This is a genomic window from Vibrio sp. SBT000027 (assembly GCF_963894355.1).
Lineage (GTDB): Bacteria > Pseudomonadota > Gammaproteobacteria > Enterobacterales > Vibrionaceae > Vibrio > Vibrio splendidus.
Window position 1 is genome coordinate 881,981 of record NZ_CAWQGD010000004.1, and the last position, 14,838, is coordinate 896,818.

Sequence of the window (14,838 nt, forward strand, 5' to 3'; positions counted from 1 at the left end):
ATTTAGTTTTAGCTCTAGTATCTAGTATCTAGGTTTAGTGCCTTGCGTCTATTGAAGACGTTTGAGCCTTAAAAAGAAAGCGCATAAGTCATCAGACTTATGCGCTTTTTTATTGCTCCACTTCCGAGCGGGTGACCACTATGTTGTAGGGGGAGCGGAGTTTTATACCAAGCACTTACTTACTGTGATTGATATTAAATCTTGGCTCCATAATCATTACGTTTTGGACAAGTAGTCAGAATCTCTCTATGACCCGTATCTTTGAGCTCTTCCAAAATTACATCAAAGCCCCATAAGCGATAGAGATGTTTCATCACTTCGTCGTAGCCTTTATCAAGCGGTATACGGCCGTGAGGCACATACTGCAATGTCATCGAGCGATCACCACGAACATCGACGTTAAACACCTGAATATTCGGCTCAAGGTTACTTAGGTTGTATTGCGCCGCAAGCTTTTCACGAATCAAGCGATAGCCTGGGTCATCGTGAATAGCACTTATCTCAATGGTGTTTTTGCGGTCGTCGTCGAGCACAGAAAATAGTTTAAAGTCTCGAATGATCTTTGGTGAGAGGTATTGGCTGATGAAGCTTTCATCTTTGAAATTGTGCATGGCAAAGTGCACCGCTTCTAACCAATCACTTCCGGCTAACTCAGGGAACCACTCTTTGTCTTCATCGGTTGGTTCTTCACAGATACGTCGGATGTCTCTAAACATCGCAAAGCCAAGCGCATAAGGGTTTATCCCGCTGAAATAAGGGCTGTTGTAGGCGGGCTGTGCGACCACGCTGGTGTGGCTGTGTAGGAATTCTAATATGAACTTGTCACTCACCAAGCCTTCGTCGTAAAGGTGGTTAAGAATGGTGTAGTGCCAGAAGGTTGCCCAGCCTTCGTTCATTACTTGAGTTTGCTTTTGAGGGTAGAAGTATTGGCTCACCTTTCGAACGATACGAACACACTCACGCTGCCAAGGTTCAAGTAGTGGTGCGTTCTTCTCGATAAAGTAGAGAATGTTTTCTTGAGGTTCGCTAGGAAAGCGAATTTTGGTCTCTTTTTCCTTGTCTTGATTTTTAGGCACAGTTCTCCACAGCTCATTGACTTGAGATTGCAGATACGCTTCACGTTCTTCTTGCCTTGCTGTCTCTTCAGCTATGGAAATCTTCTCAGGGCGTTTGTATCTGTCTACGCCGTAATTCATGAGGGCATGACAAGAGTCGAGAAGTTGTTCGACTTCGGCAACACCATATTTTTCTTCACAATCGGTAATGTATTTTTTAGCGAATAATAGGTAGTCGATGATGGAACTGGCATCGGTCCAGGTTTGGAATAGGTAGTTGCCCTTAAAGAAAGAGTTATGGCCGTAACAAGCATGAGCCATTACGAGCGCCTGCATCGTGACCGTGTTCTCTTCCATCAGATATGCGATACAAGGATCTGAATTGATCACGATTTCGTACGCTAATCCCATCTGACCATGCTTGTAGTTTTGCTCGGTTTGAATGAATTTTTTGCCAAATGACCAGTGATTGTAATTGATCGGCATACCGATGCTCGAGTAAGCATCCATCATCTGCTCAGAAGTAATCACTTCAATTTGGTTCTGGTAAGTATCTAAACGGTAATGCTGCGCCACACGCTTGATTTCTACGTGATATTGTTCCAAGAGGTTGAATGTCCAATCTGGACCATCAGGCAGCATCTTGTCGTTTCTCTTCTGTGTCGCTTTGTCTTTTTCTGCAACGTTTGATTTCGCTGTCATGGCAAGCCCCCTTACGCTGTCTCTTTCTGGAACAGTTCTCTAAACACAGGAAAAATATCATCCACCGTTTTAATATTTTTCATGGCGAAGTTGTCAAAGCTACTCTCGAGTTTTTCGTATTCGTGCCAAAGTGTTTGATGAGAGCGGCGTGTTATTTCGATGTAAGAGTAATATTGGCAAGTTGGCAGAAGTGTATTGACTAATAGCTCTTTACAACGAGGCGAGTCATCAGCCCAGTTATCGCCATCAGAGGCTTGTGCTGCATAGATGTTCCACTCATTTGCAGGATAGCGATCTGCGACAATTTCCTTCATCAGTTTCAGTGCACTGGAAACGATGGTGCCACCGGTTTCTTGTGAATAGAAAAACTCGTGTTCGTCGACTTCTTTAGCCTGAGTATGGTGACGAATAAACACAACATCGACGTTTTCGTAGGTGCGATTTAGGAACAGATACAGAAGGACATAAAAGCGCTTCGCAATGTCTTTCGTGGCTTGATCCATTGAGCCAGATACATCCATTAGGCAGAACATGACGGCTTGGCTAGATGGAATAGGGCGCTTCTCGTAGTTTTTAAAACGCAGGTCGAAGGTGTCAATAAATGGCACGCTTTCAATTTTTTTACGTAACTCGGCAATCTCTTCTTTTAAACGACTTTCTTCAAAGGGTTGTGCTGGTTCCGTCATTTTAACTTGGTCAAGCTGCTCCATCAGTAGGTTAAGCTCGCGCTTTTTACCTGCTGTCATCGCGGTTCGACGAGCCAGAGATTGCTGCAGTGAACGAACGATCGCGATGTTGGAAGGGATCCCCGCGCTTTGATAACCAGAGCGATGTGTCTTCCATTCGGTGATTTTGTTGACCTGATTCTTCTCTAGATTAGGAAGAGCTAAATCTTCAAAGAGAATATCAAGATATTCATCTTTTGAAATTTGGAATGTAAATTCATCTTGGCCTTCGCCATCAGGGCTTGCGTCACCCTGGCCTGCGCCACCACCTTGACCGCCACCTTTAGGACGTTCAATTTTATCGCCCGTGATGAACTGGTCATTACCTGGGTGAACGCGTTCTCTTACGCCGCCTTGACCTTGGTGAAAGCTTGGCTCTTTGATGTCTTTATGGGGAATAGTGACGTCTTCACCGGTTTCAGTATTGGTGATTGAGCGTCGGTTGACTGCATCGGCCACAGATTCTTTGATTTGCTCTTTATGACGTCGTAAGAAACGCTGTCTATTCACAGCACTCTTATTCTTGCCATTGAGCCTCCGATCGATAAATTGTGCCATAAGAACTCCCTCTCAGCTGATGTCGCGATCCTACTTTTTATAGGTTTTAAGAGTTATTGGTTTATTAGAGCTATTCGTTTACTAGGGTATAAAAGTTATTGGTTTGTACGAGCTGCTCACTTGAGCAGCTCAGTACGGTTTGGTTATGAGGATTTACGAACTCTTAGGTACCACTCGGATAGCAGTCTCACTTGTTTCTCGGTGTAGCCTTTTTCCATCATACGAGCAACGAAGTCGTCGTGTTTTTTCTGATCATCCGTTGAGGTCTTAGCATTGAACGAAATAACAGGAAGCAGTTCTTCAGTGTTAGAGAACATTTTCTTCTCAATCACAGTGCGCAGTTTCTCGTAGCTTGTCCAAACTGGGTTTTGACCGTTATTGTTGGCTTTGGCACGAAGCACAAAGTTCACAATCTCATTTCGGAAGTCTTTAGGATTACTGATACCGGCTGTTTTCTCGATTTTCTCTAGTTCACCATTCAGAGAAGCACGGTCAAATAGCTGGCCTGTTTCTGGATCGCGGTACTCTTGGTCTTGAATCCAGAAGTCAGCGTAGGTGACATAGCGGTCGAAGATATTCTGACCGTACTCAGAGTAAGACTCTAGGTAAGCAGTTTGAATCTCTTTACCGATGAACTCAACGTAGCGTGGCACTAAGTATCCTTTCAAGAACTCAAGGTACTTCTCAGCGGTCTCTTGAGGGAACTGCTCACGTTCGATTTGCTGTTCAATCACATAGAACAGGTGCACTGGGTTTGCGGCTACTTCGGCTTGGTCGAAGTTAAACACACGAGACAGGATCTTAAAGGCGAAACGCGTTGATAGCCCAGACATGCCTTCGTCAACACCCGCATAATCTCGGTACTCTTGGTAGCTCTTCGCTTTTGGATCGGTGTCTTTTAGAGTTTCACCATCGTAAACCCGCATTTTTGAGAACAGAGAAGAGTTTTCTGGCTCTTTCAGTCTCGATAGGATGCTGAATTGCGATAGCAGATCGAGTGTGCTTGGTGAACAAGGGGCTTTGGACAGCTCACTGTGCTCAAGCAGTTTCTGGTAGATCTTAACCTCTTCAGAGACGCGCAGACAGTAAGGGACTTTTACAATGTACACACGGTCGAGGAAGGCTTCGTTGTTTTTGTTGTTACGGAAGGTCTGCCACTCGGATTCGTTTGAGTGAGCTAGAATCATACCGTCAAACGGCAGTGCAGAAAGTCCTTCAGTACCGTTGAAGTTACCTTCTTGCGTTGCCGTTAGAAGTGGGTGCAAGACTTTGATTGGCGCCTTGAACATCTCCACGAATTCCATCACACCTTGGTTGGCTTTACACAGCGCACCAGAGTAACTGTAGGCATCAGGGTCATCTTGAGAGAAGTGTTCAAGTTTACGAATATCGACTTTACCAACCAGAGACGAAATATCTTGGTTGTTTTCATCACCAGGCTCTGTCTTCGCGATCGCAACTTGGTCGAGAATCGAAGGGCGTAGTTTGATGACTTTAAATCTAGAGATATCACCACCGAAATCATGGAGGCGTTTCGCTGCCCAAGGAGACATGATAGAGCGTATGTAACGTTTCTCTATTCCGTACTCTTGTTTCAAAAGGTCGCCATCTTCGTTTACGTCGAATAGACAGAAGGGGTGATCATTCACAGGGCTTCGCTCACCATCTGCAGACAGCACATAGATTGGTAGCTTTTGCATCAGTGCTTTGAGTTTTTCAGCAAGGGAAGATTTACCACCGCCCACAGGGCCAAGCAGGTAAAGGATTTGCTTCCGTTCTTCTAAGCCTTGTGCAGCGTGTTTTAGGTAAGAAACAATCTGTTCAATCGCATCTTCCATGCCGTAGAAATCTTTAAATTCGCTGTAGCGTGAGATGACACGGTTCGAGAAAATACGACTTAGATGGGGGTCTTGAGCGGTGTCTATAACCTCCGGTTCGCCGATGGCCAGTAGTAAGCGCTCAGCAGCGTTAGCGTAAGCACTTTTATCGTCTTTACACAGCCCTAAGAACTCTTGCAATGTGAGCTCTTCTTCCTTGGCTGCTTCATAACGTGATTGATAGTGGTCAAAAATACTCATAGTCACATTCCCCTTGTTAACCAGTCAAAACTGATGAGCGATTGAAAAATAGGCTCTCCCTACATTTTAAGGTTAGACCCGCTTGCACAATTTTGCTTAACAATTATGTATTTATTTACAATTTTGCGTGTGAAAAACCTAGCGAGCGCAATAGGCAACTTGAGGCGTGTAGAATCCAATTATTTTACATTCGAGGGGATCTAGCCGTTTGTTTTGTGATTTTAGGTCGCTTAATAATACTCACACTGGATTTATGTGTATTAGATGTATAACTGAGCTCTATTGATTTACTGGAATGAAGTACCATATAATGCGCAGCGTTATCAAAAATTGCTCAATAAATAGGTAGATATAGTGAAGAATTATGGGTTAAAAATAGTGGCTATCAGTGTTGCGTTACTGGCTTCGACAGCAACACATGCAAAAATATCACAGTGGTCACTGGGCGTTGCCGCTTCTTATTCTCCTGCTGTCTATAAAGATACACCGTCAAACCGCGCTGTGATTCCTATGATTGGTTATGAAGGTGAGCACTTTTTCATGCGTGGATTCAGTGCAGGTTATCGCTTACTTCCTGCGGGCTCACCACAGAATATTGTGTTTCGAGCGGTTTATGATTCTAGAACATTAAAGCCGGGTGATTCTGATAACGTTGATATTCAAAAGTTAGATGAACGTAAAGCATCAGTATTAGGTGGCATTAGCTACCAAGTGATCACCTTGGTCGGGATGTTTGAAGCGACAGCAGGCTCTGACTTAGGGTTTAGGCATAATGGTATCTATGCGGAAGCTGCATGGCGTTTACCGATTCGTCGCAATGGGTGGGCGATTACACCCTCTATTGGTTATGCTTATAACAGTGAGCGCTTGAATAACCACTTATACGGGGTGAGTTCAGCAGAAGCGTCGAGAACTAATTTGAATGAGTTCGATGCAGACTGGGATGGTCAGTACTTTATTAGTTTAGGTGGTTACTTGCATGTGACGCCAAATATCCGGGTCACTGGTGGCGTTCGTTATACCAACCTTGAAGGTGATATTGAGAACAGCCCAATACTTGAAAGTGGCATCAACATGGCCGCAAACGTCGGTGTTGCTTACGTCTTCTAGTTGCTTTGGTTTCCCTCTCTAAATGCGGACATTAAAAAAGGGTTACTCATGATGAGTAACCCTTTTTATTTATGCGAAGTACCGACCGATTATTACAGTAATCGAATCGAATCGAATCAAGGAAAGACATGGCTAGATTTAGCTCCCACCAGTGACTTTTCTACAAATCAACCTACTACCAAACTCTTCACCCAGTGGTTTGAAAACTTGGGGCAGCGGTTAACGCTAAGATACCAAGAATAGCAATAACGATGATCAGCTCAATTAGTGTAAAACCTTTCTACTTCATACCTTAGAAAGTGAAACCGGCCTGTAGACCTAGAGTGCCGTCACTGCCTAGGTTTAGACCACCTGAGCTGAAGTCGTACCAATCAAAACCAACACGTGCCATAAACTTCGAGTTACCAAACATTGGCTGCGCTGACTTAAATTCAGCACCGATGCCGTAAGTTGCACCCCATTCGCTATTTGAATGCTTGTTATACACTGAGCCATCTTTATCAGTAGTCGTTAATTTAGAATTGAGGTTAGAGTATGCAAGACCAACTTTACCGTAGATAGCAAAAGACTCATCGAAGCTATATTTATACATTGGAGCTAAAGACATTTTGAAGTGTTTCAAATTGCCTTTGTACTTAGTTAGCTTGCCGTTTACGTCTGAAGTTACATCACTGTTATCTGAATCGATGTAATTCATGGTTGATTCTAGATAAAAATTTGTATCAAGAACTTGTGAACCAACAGTGAATTGTACGCCTGTGTCGTCTTCGTTGATGCCAACGCCACCAAGTACGTACATTTCGTTAGCTGCGAAAGCTGAAGTAGACATGATAGCTAGTGATGCAAGGATGAATGTTCTCATTTTGTTTATCGCTCTGGTTAATAAATTTCGGGGAGCATTCTAGCTATCTTATTTGAAATAAAAAACACCGTTCAAAATAGATCGGTGGTTTTTAATTTGTATTAAATGTTTCGAAGTGGAATTAATAAAGATGAATGACTTAATTGGTTGTAAATTCTAGGTTTGTGTTCGTTGGCTAATGGGCGATATCAGAGAAATTAATTGAAAATGGTTCAATGTTTAATATCTTATCTTCATGGTTAATTGCGTTTTCTGTATATAAAGTACACTTTTTATCCACATCGCTTCATAAGTCCCGTTTTCTGTTTGTATGCGAACATTAAAAAAGGGTTACTCATGATGAGTAACCCTTTTTCTTGAAACTTTTTAAAAAGTTATCGCTGATCTATTAACGTATTAAGCGCTAAAGATTTGAGATAGCTCTGTCGCACATAGGTGGTACTGACGAGGGCAGTTGCGCCATGTTGTTAGCATGCGACGGTACTTCTCTAGCATTGGCATTTGGCTATTGAAGTGGTGATCTGCTTTGTCGAATTGAGGGTAAAGACCTTCAGAATCAACAAGGAAACGCACGTAATGTACGCTCTGAGCTTCAGAAGCGATATCAAAACCTAGGAACTGTAGGCGACGTTGGTCTACTTCAGCACGTTCTTGTTCTGCAAGCATTTTATTCGACTCTTGCATGGCATGGTACATCTCCATGATGTCGATAACTTCGCGACACTCGGCTTCAGTCAAACAGCCAAATTCTTTATTAAGTTCACGCATTTGAAGTTCGTAACCACGTTCTACAACCGTTTGTAGACGTTGGTATTTAGCGGAGTTCTCAGGATCCATTTGAGACATTAGGTAGTATTGATTTGATAGAATTAGACGCTGAGCATTGGTCATTTCCATGGGAGGAGCCTCACTAAAAAACTAAATGTTATATTCTTTTGTTGCAGTAAGAGTAACAGCATTCCTACGAGTGGAAACATGATCTCAACACGGATTTAATATGATTTTTTGAATTGATAAACAAAAGTTGTAAAGAAAAGTGAAAGGATTGTTTTGATACCAATCACAGTAAATAAGTGATCATAAATAGCGCAGGAAAAAGGCTTGAGAACAAGGCAGCTCTATTCGACAAAGAGTTTCGATAAGTGGTTATTCTACAATCAAAATTTCTAACGCAGTTATTGAGCGTTTTAACCAGCTAGGATGACCAGTTATTTACTACGATTGGTATAACCATAAAACAAAACGCCCCAATCGAAATTGAGGCGTTTAAAAAGGGGGTTTAACGTCGTCAGTATTGGTACTTTAGCCAGTACTAGTACTTTACGTTTGAATGGTACTGGTTTAGAACCGCAACAATCTCGTCCATTTTCTCTTTGCTTGGCGGGTTTGTACCTTCAAGAGGGTAGTCATAACCAAGCGCTTCCCATTTATGAGCACCAAGCTTGTGGTATGGAAGCAGTTCTATTTTCTCGATGTTATCCATGTCTTTAATGAATTCACCAAGAAGATGAGCATCTTCAGGCGTATCCGTGTAGCCAGGAACTATCACGTAACGAATCCACGTCTTCTTACCGATTTTGTGCAGGTAGCGTGCAAAATCCAGAGTACGTCTGTTTGATACGCCAATGAAATCGTGGTGTATCTCATCTCGCATATGTTTAAGATCCAGCATCACTAGATCAGAGGCTTCTAGTACTTCATCGACCACTTCAGTGTGCTTACGAATGTAGCCATTAGTATCAAGACAAGTGTGAATGCCTTCAGCTTGCGCCGCTTGGAAAAAGTCACGAACAAACTCAGGTTGTAGCATCGCTTCACCACCAGAACAGGTGATACCACCGCCCGATGCTTTCATGAAATGACGGTATGATTTTGCCTCGTTGATGATCTCTTCGACCGTTACTTCCTTTCCGTCATGAAGATCCCATGTATCGCGGTTATGGCAGTACATACAACGCATTAAGCAGCCTTGAAGAAACACAATGAAGCGGATACCAGGGCCATCGACAGTACCACAAGATTCGAATGAGTGAATGCGACCAGTTGTAGACATGAGCTATTCTCGTAGAGGAATTTATACCGTTTATTTTATTACAAAAACGGTACATAAAATAGGGTCAAATGGTAACGAGACCTTTAAAAATAAAGGCAATCACCTGTGAAGATGATTGCCTTTATTAAACTTGAAAAGTAAAGGACGAAAGCCCTTACTGGTGGCTAGAAGAATGCAAACATGGTGATACCGCCAGTGGTGTACACTGACTCTTTTGCTTCTTCGTAATCCGGTGTTTTTGCTGTTAGTGCGAAAGAGGCACCAACGTATTGGTTATACCATGCCACACCAAGTACAGCAGTAGCTTGAATGTTTTCTAAAGTTACATCGTAGATAGCGGGATCTTCATTGTTTTTGTTAGCGTATTCATCAACACCAGAACGATCGCCTTCGATAGTCAGATCGTTGAATCGGTAACGACCCTCAAGGCCTGCATAGGTAAACCAACCTGTGTTTGATGCGCCGATCATGCCCGGTTTGAATGGGTTTTCTGTGGTGATGTTAGCTGCACCAAAGTTACCGCCTAAGTCCGTACCCCAACGAAACATAAAACCAGTCGAGATATCACTTCTAAAGTTACCCACATTGATCTCTGAAACGTTAGAGATCTCGAAGTCTGTATTTGCTAGTGCTTGATTACGCATTAAGTTGAAATGGCTTAGGTAACCAACGCTTCCCGCCCACTCATCATCAACTTGGTATTCCCAACCCATCGGTTCATCTGATTTTGTGATCGAGTGGACCAGCTTTTGAGCATCTTCAGACAGTGCACGTTCGCCCGTAGTACCAAACGTGATATTAAAACGCTGGGCTTGCTGTGGGTTCAAGCTGATGTAGTTGAATTCGGTGTGAAGGTAACCTGCGTATGGGCGATCATTAGGCGATGGTGTTTCTAACTCAATGTCAGAAGGTGTATACATCTTGTGGCCAATGGTGATTTCCCACTTGTCTAGAGAGCTTGCCCCCCAGTAGGAAAGACTCAATGGTTTTACCCAATTATATGGCGTAATACTTGATGATGTGTAACCCAGAAATAAGCCGTTGGTATAGTCTTGGTCAACACCAAAAATACCATCGTTATCTAAAGCAAAAGTCAGCGTAGAACGATCAGATGCCAAAGATGAAAAAGAGAGGAGAATCAGGGGTAAACAACGCAGGTATTTCATGGAGCAGTTACTCTTAAATTATGAACAGAGATATTACCGTAATTTAAGTGAATTTGTGGAAAAAAAGTGAATGATTGGGTGCTTTCTTGCTCAACCTAACATTTTGGGAGGTAGGTGAGTTCAGTGCGATTTACAGCAGATATAAAAAAGCCCCGCACATTGGCGAGGCTAATAATATTTACCGTCTATTTAGCGTGAGCTTATAGAGACTCAGTAAATGTACGTGCGATTACGTCAGCTTGCTGCTCTGTAGTTAGAGAGTTGAAGCGTACAGCGTAACCAGAAACACGAATCGTTAGCTGAGGGTATTTCTCAGGGTGCTTAACTGCGTCTTCAAGAGTTTCGCGGTTAAGAACGTTAACGTTAAGGTGTTGACCACCTTCAATGCCAGCTTCGTGGTGGAAGTAACCATCCATTAGGCCTGCAAGGTTAGCACGTTGGCTGTCTTGTTCTTTACCTAGCGCGTTTGGCACGATAGAGAAAGTGTAAGAGATACCATCTTGAGCATCAGCAAACGGTAGTTTACCTACAGACGTTAGTGAAGCTACAGCGCCTTTCTCATCACGACCGTGCATTGGGTTAGCACCAGGAGCGAAAGGAGCGCCAGCACGACGACCGTCTGGAGTGTTACCTGTCTTCTTACCGTATACCACGTTAGACGTGATAGTAAGAACTGACTGCGTAGGGATTGAATCACGATAAGTCTTAAGCTTACGGATCTTGTTCATGAACGTAGAAACTAGTTCACAAGCAATGTCATCTACACGAGAGTCGTTGTTACCGTATTTAGGGTAATCGCCTTCGATTTCGAAGTCAGTTGCGATGCCATCTTCGTCGCGGATTGGTTTAACAGTCGCGAATTTGATTGCAGACAGTGAGTCAGCAGCAACAGACAGACCTGCAATACCACAAGCCATAGTACGACGAACGTCACGGTCATGAAGAGCCATTAGAGACGCTTCGTAGCTGTACTTGTCGTGCATGAAGTGAATGCTGTTTAGAGCTGTCACGTATTGCTTAGCTAACCAATCCATGAATGTGTCTAGGCGACCCATTACGTCATCGTAGTTAAGTACTTCGTCAGTGATCTTGTCGCCAACTGGACCAACTTGCATCTTAAGCTTCTCATCAACGCCGCCGTTGATTGCGTAAAGCATAGTTTTTGCAAGGTTAGCACGAGCGCCGAAGAACTGCATTTGCTTACCAACGATCATTGGTGATACACAACAAGCGATTGCGTAATCATCAGAACCAAGATCAGGACGCATTAGGTCATCATTTTCGTACTGGATAGAAGAAGTATCGATAGATACCTTCGCACAGAAACGCTTGAAGCCGTCAGGCAGTTGCTCAGACCAAAGAACCGTGATGTTTGGCTCTGGAGAAGGACCCATAGTGTATAGAGAGTTAAGGAAACGGAAGTTCGAACGCGTTACTAGCGTACGACCATCGACACCCATACCACCCATAGACTCTGTAGCCCAGATTGGGTCGCCAGAGAATAGCTCATCGTACTCAGGAGTACGTAGGAAACGAACCATACGCAGCTTCATTACGAAGTGGTCGATCATCTCTTGTGCTTGGTCTTCTGTGATTTTGCCAGCAGCGATATCACGCTCGATGTAGATGTCTAGGAAAGTCGAAGTACGACCTAGAGACATTGCAGCACCGTTTTGAGATTTAACAGCAGCTAGGTAGCCGAAGTAAGTCCACTGGATAGCTTCTTGAGCAGTTTGAGCTGGCTCAGAGATATCGAAACCGTATTTCTCAGCCATTTGCTTGATTTGACCTAGAGCACGATGTTGCTCAGAGATCTCTTCACGCAATTGCATTGTTGCAGAAAGATCTTCGCCGTTCTCGAAACGCTCTTGTAGAGATGCGAATTGAGCCGCTTTGTCTTTCATTAGGAAGTTGATACCGTATAGTGCAACACGACGGTAGTCACCAATGATACGACCACGGCCGTAAGCATCAGGAAGACCAGTCAGAACACCAGACTTACGACATTTTAGGATATCAGGAGTGTAGATATCGAAAACGCCAGCATTGTGTGTTTTGCGGTATTCTGAGTAGATTTTTGAAACCATTGGGTCAAGAGTTTCACCGTATGCTTTACAAGAACCTTCAACCATACGTACACCACCGTTAGGGATGATTGCACGTTTTAGTGGCTTCTCAGTTTGTAGACCAACGATAGTCTCAAGATCTTTCTCAATGTAACCTGCATCGTGAGCAGTAATGGTAGAGATAACAGAAGTATCGAAATCTACAGGTGCTTTAGTTGCGTTTTCCTGTTTGATACCTTCCATTACCGAAGACCAAAGCTTGTTAGTTGCTTCAGTACCCTCAGAAACTAGGAAAGACTCGTCGCCTTCATACGGCGTGTAGTTCTTTTGAATGAAATCACGAACGTTTACTTCGCTTTGCCACTCACCTGCAGCAAAATCTTCCCAAGCTTTAGCAAATTGCTCTGCCATGACATACCTACCTTTTTAGTAGAAAAAATACGTACATTAACACTGTTGAGCCAGCGCCCCTCGTAAGGGTAGTACACTCTTATTAATAACAATATATATGAGCATATTCGCATCATATGGTTATATATATTGTCACTACCTTTTATATGTTGTCTTTACTCTATGTATTCAAGACTACGCTAAAAAATTTCTGTAAACCTTAAACTAAATCAATAAATGCCAAAAAAAGTTGAAAAAAAATGGGTGGCAGGGGTTGCCACCCAAACTTTTTTTTAATCCCAATACTACTTTTGTGTAGTTAGAACCATTATAGCCAAGCTTTTAGGCCATATTGACTTTCTAGCATACCAACTGCAAGCATTGCTACTAAACAGATAACTAAAACGCCAACTGGGATAACAATCTTGTCTACAAATGATAGACGCTTCGCACGCTCTTTATCACCAATTAGACCGTTATTATCTAGAAGCATAGTCAGTGCCCATGCTAATACTGGGTTAACAACCGCTGAACCGAAGATACAGATACCAGCTGCTTGAGAATCTTTTGAATCCTTAACCATTTGCATACCCGCTTCAAGTAGAGGCAGAGATACACCTACAAGCAGCGCAACACGCATCACTGGTGGCCATACAGCTACGTCCATTGGGAAACCAAGAATCGCAACAATAATACACAGAGAACCAAGCAAGATTGCGCCGCCAGGAATTGGACGTTTCGCGATTGCTGCTGGGATCATGTAAGTACCCCAAGAAGATGTGATGTTACCACCACCAACTGCAGTACCCACCATTTGACGAACTGAACACATAGTCATTGTGTCATCAACATCCATCAGAACTTTTTCAGAACGTTTAGGGTAGTTCAGTTCTTGGAAGATACGGTGACCTAGGAAATCTGGCGACCACATTGCTACGGCAAGAATTGCGAATGGTAAAGAAGCAATGAAGTGTTCAACGTTTGGCAAGCCAAGCATCCAACCTTCAGAAGTAGAACCCCACCAGTAAACTGGGTTTAGGTTTGGAATGCCCATTTCAGTTTCGAATACGATATCGAAACCAGCACCTAGTGCTAATGCAATAGCAAGGCCTGTGAATGCACAAACTGGGATAGCCAACCAACGCTTGTTCACTTTTGCTAAGAAAGCGTAGATAGCAATCGTAATAGCAAGAACGATCAAACCAACGTAACCCATGCTACCCGCTTCGACAGTAGAAGATTGAAGACCAACCGCCCATTCTTGAATCGAGTTAATTTGGCTCATGGTGCCTGTTAGGCCTAAGAAAATGAGCAAGCCGCCAGCGGTACCTTCGGAAGTCAGGTTAACCAGCTTGGAACCGCCTTTTAGGAAACTTAGGATTAGACCGAAGACACCGATAAGGATTGCCAATGCAAGAGGGTGAGCACCAGCGAGAGCGATGGTACCAATAAGAGGAATCATTGGGCCGTGGTTACCGGCAAGGTTTGCTTTAGGGTTGAAGAAACCAGAAGCAAGAATACAGAACAGCAGTGCAGGAATCAGCATTTCTACACGAGCAACTTCAATTGCGAAGTCTTTACCTAGGTTTACGTGATCCCAAGCTTGAGTTAGGCCATCAGCCCAAGACATCATAACTGCTGAGTACATCGCGATGATACCGATGGTACCAGCAAGTGCAGGAACAAGATCTTCAAGTTCAAAACGGAAATCACGGCCTGGAAGGTTTAAACCGAAGCGGCGAGGCTTCATGATTTGAAGTTCGTGATCTAGATAATCTGAGCGGCTCTCAAATTCCGAAGAAGGGCGGTGTAGCTCTTTATAGCTTTTCTCTTCTACTTCAGAGTTCGCATTATTCACAACGTCTGACATAGATTCCTCATATTTTTATGTTAGTAATTCTAAAATTGAATTAAATAAGTTCGCGTAATTGCGTTATTTCTTAGTTATAACTTATTAACATTATGTTGCACGGTTTTGATGTGCTTTATGCAGCTAAGTTAAAAGAAATGTTTGGCATTTTTAATGCCTTATTTTGTATTGAGGAGTCTAACAAGCTTACCCTTTAGGGTGAT

The 14,838-nt window shown here is 43.2% G+C and carries 10 protein-coding genes and 1 pseudogene; 1 reads left to right on the forward strand and 10 read right to left on the reverse strand.

The window, feature by feature from the left end; genetic code table 11:
• Window positions 1-194: 194 nt before the first annotated feature.
• The 3 genes from AACU28_RS13900 to AACU28_RS13910 all read right to left on the reverse strand — a co-directional run bounded on the left by AACU28_RS13900 (window position 195) and on the right by AACU28_RS13910 (window position 5,118).
• On the reverse strand, window positions 195-1,757 hold the full coding sequence (locus AACU28_RS13900) for a SpoVR family protein (RefSeq protein ID WP_004736579.1): 1,563 nt from the start codon (window positions 1,755-1,757) through the stop codon (window positions 195-197).
• Between the two features lie 11 nt (window positions 1,758-1,768).
• The gene (locus AACU28_RS13905; RefSeq protein ID WP_017078142.1) at window positions 1,769-3,040 is read right to left on the reverse strand and encodes a YeaH/YhbH family protein; all 1,272 of its coding nucleotides are present in this window, start codon (window positions 3,038-3,040) and stop codon (window positions 1,769-1,771) included.
• Window positions 3,041-3,183: 143 nt separating this feature from the next.
• The gene (locus AACU28_RS13910) at window positions 3,184-5,118 is read right to left on the reverse strand and encodes a PrkA family serine protein kinase (protein WP_004736581.1); all 1,935 of its coding nucleotides are present in this window, start codon (window positions 5,116-5,118) and stop codon (window positions 3,184-3,186) included.
• 354 nt (window positions 5,119-5,472) lie between these two features.
• Between AACU28_RS13910 and AACU28_RS13915 the strand changes: the two genes are divergently transcribed.
• Window positions 5,473-6,228 carry a MipA/OmpV family protein gene (locus tag AACU28_RS13915; RefSeq protein ID WP_183091193.1) on the forward strand — a complete coding sequence of 252 codons (756 nt, stop codon included), beginning with the start codon at window positions 5,473-5,475 and terminating at the stop codon, window positions 6,226-6,228.
• 202 nt (window positions 6,229-6,430) lie between these two features.
• On the opposite strand, the pseudogene AACU28_RS13920 reads toward AACU28_RS13915, so the two are convergent.
• The 7 genes and pseudogenes from AACU28_RS13920 to AACU28_RS13950 all read right to left on the reverse strand — a co-directional run.
• A pseudogene (locus tag AACU28_RS13920) lies at window positions 6,431-6,508 on the reverse strand (type IV pilin protein); the annotation flags it as partial.
• 12 nt (window positions 6,509-6,520) lie between these two features.
• Window positions 6,521-7,090, reverse strand: coding sequence for an outer membrane beta-barrel protein (locus tag AACU28_RS13925; RefSeq protein WP_121603077.1), 570 nt, complete (start codon window positions 7,088-7,090; stop codon window positions 6,521-6,523).
• A gap of 396 nt (window positions 7,091-7,486) precedes the next feature.
• A complete protein-coding gene (locus AACU28_RS13930) occupies window positions 7,487-7,987 on the reverse strand; it encodes a YfbU family protein (RefSeq protein WP_004736527.1) in 501 nt (166 codons plus the stop codon).
• A gap of 415 nt (window positions 7,988-8,402) precedes the next feature.
• Window positions 8,403-9,143 (reverse strand): pyruvate formate lyase 1-activating protein, encoded by a 741-nt coding sequence (gene pflA / locus AACU28_RS13935; protein ID WP_054542036.1) that lies wholly within the window; start codon window positions 9,141-9,143, stop codon window positions 8,403-8,405.
• Between the two features lie 164 nt (window positions 9,144-9,307).
• Window positions 9,308-10,309, reverse strand: coding sequence for a lipid A deacylase LpxR family protein (locus tag AACU28_RS13940; protein ID WP_054542035.1), 1,002 nt, complete (start codon window positions 10,307-10,309; stop codon window positions 9,308-9,310).
• Between the two features lie 200 nt (window positions 10,310-10,509).
• On the reverse strand, window positions 10,510-12,786 hold the full coding sequence (gene pflB / locus AACU28_RS13945; RefSeq protein ID WP_004736530.1) for a formate C-acetyltransferase: 2,277 nt from the start codon (window positions 12,784-12,786) through the stop codon (window positions 10,510-10,512).
• A 307-nt stretch (window positions 12,787-13,093) separates the two neighbouring features.
• Complete coding sequence (locus AACU28_RS13950) at window positions 13,094-14,635, reverse strand: DUF3360 family protein (protein ID WP_004736531.1); 1,542 nt, start codon at window positions 14,633-14,635, stop codon at window positions 13,094-13,096.
• Window positions 14,636-14,838: the final 203 nt, after the last annotated feature.

What these genes read in the sequence shown, in the direction of transcription:
- pflA (WP_054542036.1), bottom strand. Translation starts at nt 9,143, where the DNA reads ATGTCTACAACTGGTCGCATTCACTCATTCGAATCTTGTGGTACTGTC.
- AACU28_RS13930 (WP_004736527.1), bottom strand. Translation starts at nt 7,987, where the DNA reads ATGGAAATGACCAATGCTCAGCGTCTAATTCTATCAAATCAATACTAC.
- AACU28_RS13905 (WP_017078142.1), bottom strand. Translation starts at nt 3,040, where the DNA reads ATGGCACAATTTATCGATCGGAGGCTCAATGGCAAGAATAAGAGTGCT.
- AACU28_RS13940 (WP_054542035.1), bottom strand. Translation starts at nt 10,309, where the DNA reads ATGAAATACCTGCGTTGTTTACCCCTGATTCTCCTCTCTTTTTCATCT.
- pflB (WP_004736530.1), bottom strand. Translation starts at nt 12,786, where the DNA reads ATGGCAGAGCAATTTGCTAAAGCTTGGGAAGATTTTGCTGCAGGTGAG.
- AACU28_RS13925 (WP_121603077.1), bottom strand. Translation starts at nt 7,090, where the DNA reads ATGAGAACATTCATCCTTGCATCACTAGCTATCATGTCTACTTCAGCT.
- AACU28_RS13950 (WP_004736531.1), bottom strand. Translation starts at nt 14,635, where the DNA reads ATGTCAGACGTTGTGAATAATGCGAACTCTGAAGTAGAAGAGAAAAGC.
- AACU28_RS13900 (WP_004736579.1), bottom strand. Translation starts at nt 1,757, where the DNA reads ATGACAGCGAAATCAAACGTTGCAGAAAAAGACAAAGCGACACAGAAG.
- AACU28_RS13910 (WP_004736581.1), bottom strand. Translation starts at nt 5,118, where the DNA reads ATGAGTATTTTTGACCACTATCAATCACGTTATGAAGCAGCCAAGGAA.